Below are 4569 nucleotides of genomic sequence, written 5' to 3'. Positions count from 1 at the left end.
CCATTTATATATCTTTTTTTTGTTTATTTTCGATGACCCTTATTGCAATTGTTGGATTACTGACTGTCTCTTCTTTTTTTCTGTCCATTTTTATTCCTTGGCAATGTTACCACCATTAATCTCTGTTTTTATTTTTTTCGGAAAGAAGCAGAAAAAAAGGAATTGAGCTTGCTTTGGCTGATTCTAAAAAGAAATATCTTTGGAGTTTGGGTGAAGCAGTTGATGTTTATAATCTGCAAGTGGAGAGATTTAATGAAGAAACACGCAGATTGCAATCAGAGAGCGCTCTTAAAAAGCAAAAACAATTGATTGGGATGCACGAAGAGTTATATGAGCAATGTCAGGAACTGCAAAGAAGAATATGGCTTGAAGGAAAAACAGCAAGATTGTCGTTGCCGGCTCCCAATCCCTCGGCAGTAATGGAGCAAATGCAGATATTGCGTCTTACGGAAGGCGAGTTATTACTTAATTCAGGAAAGGTTACATTGTTTTTGGGGTCACCTGAGTAAAAGGATGCGATGGCAGAATTGGACGAACTTTATCCATCATCAGATGATGAATAACCGCTATGTGTAGCCACTAAATGATTTTAGCGGTTTTTTATTTTTTTAATCCGATTCTTCCTAACCAATTAGCTTTTTTTGTATTTAGGTATGCTCTTATTTTACTTCTGGCATTACGTGTTTTTACTATTTTTATCCAATCAGGAGATGGTCCTCGTCTATCCTTATTGGTAATAATATGCACAACATCCCCGCTTTTTAGCGAAGTTTCTAATGATTGAATTTGATCATTTATAACCGAACCGGTGCACTTGTCGCCAATGTCCGAATGGATAGCATAGGCGAAATCAATCGGCGTAGCATTTTCCGGCAGATCGATAACATCTCCTTTTGGCGTAAAGACAAATATTCTGCTTTGAAAAACATCAATTTTTAGTGATTCAAGCCCCTCTAAAAATTCTTTTTTATTATCAATATTTTTTTGAACCTTTGCCAATTCTTGCATCCAGTAAAGCTCCTTGCCGATTACGGCTTTTTTTCCCGCTTCATCATAAACCCAATGGGATGCAATACCAAACTCTGCTTTGTCGTGCATTTCCTCGGTTCTTATTTGTACTTCGATAATGTCACCACTGTCAGTAAATACCGTGGTATGAAGTGAGCGGTATCCGTTTGGTTTTGGTTGAGCGATATAATCTTTAATTCTACCTTTTAGTGGCTTCCAATATTGATGGACAATTCCCAAGGCGGCATAGCAATCGGAAATATTTTTTACAATAATACGAACAGCAATTATATCATAAACCTTATCTATGTTGCGGTCTTTTTGAAGGATTTTTTTATATAAACTATAAATATGCTTGCGTCTGCCATGAATGGCAAGGGGAGTGATACCTTCTTTTTTTAAAAAATGACCGGCTTCGTTTATGCTTTTTTCAAGGTTTATTTTTTTCTTGTTATAAGATTCTTGAATTAACGAATATGCCCAATTAAATTCTTTTGGATAAACATATTTAAAAGCCAGATCTTCCAGCTGTCCTTTAATTTCTCCCATGCCAAGACGATTAGCAATTGGAGCATATATTTCCAGCGTCTCCAGAGCTATACGATATTGTTTTTTTGGAGATAGCGCATTTAATGTTTCCAAATTATGCAGGCGGTCGGCAAATTTTATAAAAACAACTCTAATGTCAGATGCCATAGAAATAAACATTTTACGCAAATTTTCTATGTATCTTTCCATTCCGCGATATTTTATTTTGCCGAGTTTTGTGATGCCTCCAACCATAGAAGCAACATCTTCACCAAAATTAGCTTCTATTTCTTTTATGGTTCTGCTTGTATCTTCTGGAACATCATGAAGTAGGGCGGCAATAATAATCGGCATGTTTAATTTCATTTTTGCGAGAGTAAGAGCCGTATGGATAGGATGGTTGATATATGGCTCGCCAGAGGTCCGTAATTGGCCTTTATGGGCGTTATCAGCAAATTCATAAGCTAACTCCAATAAATCCAAATCAGCTTTTGGATGGTATTTTTTAATGGTAAAAACGAGCTCTTTATATAAATTGTTTTGGAGATTTATTTGCATAAATAAGCTTAAATTCGGTATTACTTATAATACCCCTAAATACCCTGCTTGACAATATTTTATTTTTATGTTAAGGTTATATAAAACTTATAAAAATGCCAAAGCGGTTTGATTTTGGGGCTCAAGGTGCCTCCTCCTCGCCTCGATGCCCCAAGTCAAACTACTTTGGTATTTTTTATTTATAAAATATAAAAACCACCTTAGATTAGGCGGTTTTTTCTTCCGGTTCGTCGCTTTTTTTTGCGCCTTCTTCTGTTAGCCCCGGATTTGGGCTATAAAGTGTGCTGGTGATTTTCCACTTATCTACAAACTGTCCGATTCCGTTTTTATTGGTTTTATTCCTTATGACAGCGTCTTTTTGAGACCATTTTAGTAAGCTGTCAAAATTTATTTTATAACGCCCTTGGACAACGACATAATGAAGCTCATGGCTTTTTATTGCTCGCCTTATAGTGCGTTCATGAATACCAAATATTTTTGCGGCTTCTGATACGGCTAAGCGTATTACTTTTTTTGTTGACATATATTATAATTAGTTTATACTACTCTATAGTCCCTGATATTATTTCAGGTTTTTTAATATCTATTTTAATTATACCTGTATATTATTCTCTTTGTCAAGACTAGTCTTGACAAAGAGAACTTTTATTTTGTATTACAGGTTTATAGGGTGGCAGATAAAAAATAAAAAATGCCTAATTTTAGATATTTATTAAGATTATTTTGGTAAATCCGTTATATTAGGTGTAATATTACTCTTATTCTCACGTCTTAATTTATGCAAACGTTTAAAGACAAATACCTTCTGTTTAGGATAAAGACACTAAACGACACTGAAGCATACGGAATGATATACGATAGGTACGCATCGCGAATCTATCGTTTTATTTATTTTAAGGTTGCGACTCAAGCAGATGCGGAAGACATTGTTTCTGAAACGTTTTTAAAGGCTTGGCAATATATTAATGAAGGCCAGCCGGTAAAAAACTTAAATGCTCTCTTATATTCTATAGCGCGAAATTTGGTAATTGACTTTTATCGCTTTCAAGCAAAAAAGAAATCATACGAAGAGCCTATTTCCATAGAAATAGGAGCTAATATCGGAATTGCCAATAAGATAGATTCAAAGCAAAGCGAGAAAAGAATTTTACAAGCTATTAAAAGCCTTAAAAATGAATATAGCGAAGTTATCGTTCTGAGATTTTTTGATGATATCTCTATAAGCGATATTGCAAAAATTATTGGAAAATCTCAAAACAATACAAGGGTTTTGATACATAGGGCTCTGGGATCGCTAAAAAGAGTGATAGAGCCACAAGAATAACATATATGAATAACAAAGAGTTAATAAACTCATTAAAACAACTAAAAACATTAAATGATGCCGGCGCTCCGAGACCGGAGTTTTTGACGAGAAATAAAGAGATTCTTTTAATGCAGATAAAAAATAATGGAAAAGAGGAACGAGTGAAGATAACTCCAGTATATGTTTGGCAGGCGGTTCAATCCATTATGCCAGATTCGGTTTTTAATTTTGTAGTAAAACCGGTTTTAACAGCAATGGCGATTTTCGGAATTGTTTTTGGAGGATGGGCGGCAACGGTTTCTGCATCATATAATAGTTTGCCTGGTGATACACTTTATACTGTAAAAATTATGGCGGAAAACGCTCAGGTTTCTTTTACATCAAAAAGTAATGAAGTGCCTTTGCGAGCAGAGTTTGCCGCAAGGCGTTTAGAAGAGATGAGAAAAATACTAGAAGCTCCTTATACGAATAATACAGAAGCTAACGCAATGACGGCAGTGCAAGATTTTAATAAACAGATAACAGCGGTAAAAAGTAGTTTAGAAAATTTTGGAGGTCAAAATACTCCGACAAAAGCGGTAGAAGCGGCAAAAATAGTGGATAGAAAAACAGAAGAATATGGCACTGCTTTGCAAAAAGCAACAGAGATTGCTTCTACGGGAGTTCAGTCAGAGGTAAAAAAAGCAACAGACGCTGTAAATGATGCAGGAATAAAAGCGATAGAAATGATTGTTAAAAGAACTCAAGAGACAGACGGAGTTTTGGATGATGTTCTTATGAATAAGGTAGGAGAAAAGATAAAAGTTGTTGAAGCCAAAGTTAATGAAGTAAGGGGAGATACGGAAAATGTTATAGCCCAAGGCGCGACAAAAGAAGCGGACGCAGTTTTGGTTCAAGCTAAAGAAGCCTTTGGTAATAATGATATGGCAACGGTTGTGGATAAGTTGGTAGAAGCAAAAAATCTTGTAAACATAGTATCAGGAACTGTCGTTATATCAAGCAGTACTGCAGAGAAGGCACCGGAAATGGTAACAATAACAGCCGAGAGTGCGAGTTCAACAAAAGAGTAATGGTATATTAACTGTCATTGCGAGGGCTGTACTCAGCCTGTGGCAATCTCACCACCCCTTCTGTCATTGCGAGGGCTGTACTCAGCCTGTGGCAATCTC

Annotated in this window: 5 protein-coding genes; 3 read left to right on the top strand and 2 right to left on the bottom strand. The window is 35.9% G+C overall.

Features of this window, described 5'->3' with window-relative positions; translation table 11 throughout:
- Positions 1-173 precede the first annotated feature (173 nt).
- Positions 174-509 (top strand): hypothetical protein, encoded by a 336-nt coding sequence (locus tag COU51_04630; protein PIR66310.1) that lies wholly within the window; start codon positions 174-176, stop codon positions 507-509.
- Positions 510-600: 91 nt separating this feature from the next.
- Here COU51_04630 and COU51_04625 read toward each other — a convergent pair whose 3' ends face one another.
- Together COU51_04625 and COU51_04620 are read right to left on the bottom strand one after the other, a co-directional pair.
- A complete protein-coding gene (locus tag COU51_04625; protein ID PIR66309.1) occupies positions 601-2094 on the bottom strand; it encodes a hypothetical protein in 1494 nt (497 codons plus the stop codon).
- 205 nt (positions 2095-2299) lie between these two features.
- Positions 2300-2617 carry a hypothetical protein gene (locus COU51_04620; protein PIR66308.1) on the bottom strand — a complete coding sequence of 106 codons (318 nt, stop codon included), beginning with the start codon at positions 2615-2617 and terminating at the stop codon, positions 2300-2302.
- Positions 2618-2872: 255 nt separating this feature from the next.
- Between COU51_04620 and COU51_04615 the strand changes: the two genes are divergently transcribed.
- Together COU51_04615 and COU51_04610 are read left to right on the top strand one after the other, a co-directional pair.
- Positions 2873-3418: a hypothetical protein gene (locus tag COU51_04615; protein ID PIR66307.1), complete on the top strand. Its 546-nt coding sequence runs from the start codon at positions 2873-2875 to the stop codon at positions 3416-3418.
- Between the two features lie 5 nt (positions 3419-3423).
- Complete coding sequence (locus tag COU51_04610; protein ID PIR66306.1) at positions 3424-4470, top strand: hypothetical protein; 1047 nt, start codon at positions 3424-3426, stop codon at positions 4468-4470.
- The last annotated feature ends 99 nt before the right edge of the window (positions 4471-4569 follow it).

This window comes from Parcubacteria group bacterium CG10_big_fil_rev_8_21_14_0_10_36_14 (assembly GCA_002772895.1).
Classification (GTDB): Bacteria; Patescibacteriota; Patescibacteriia.
Note: the sequence above shows the minus strand (reverse complement) of the source record. Positions and strands in the feature narration are given on the sequence as shown.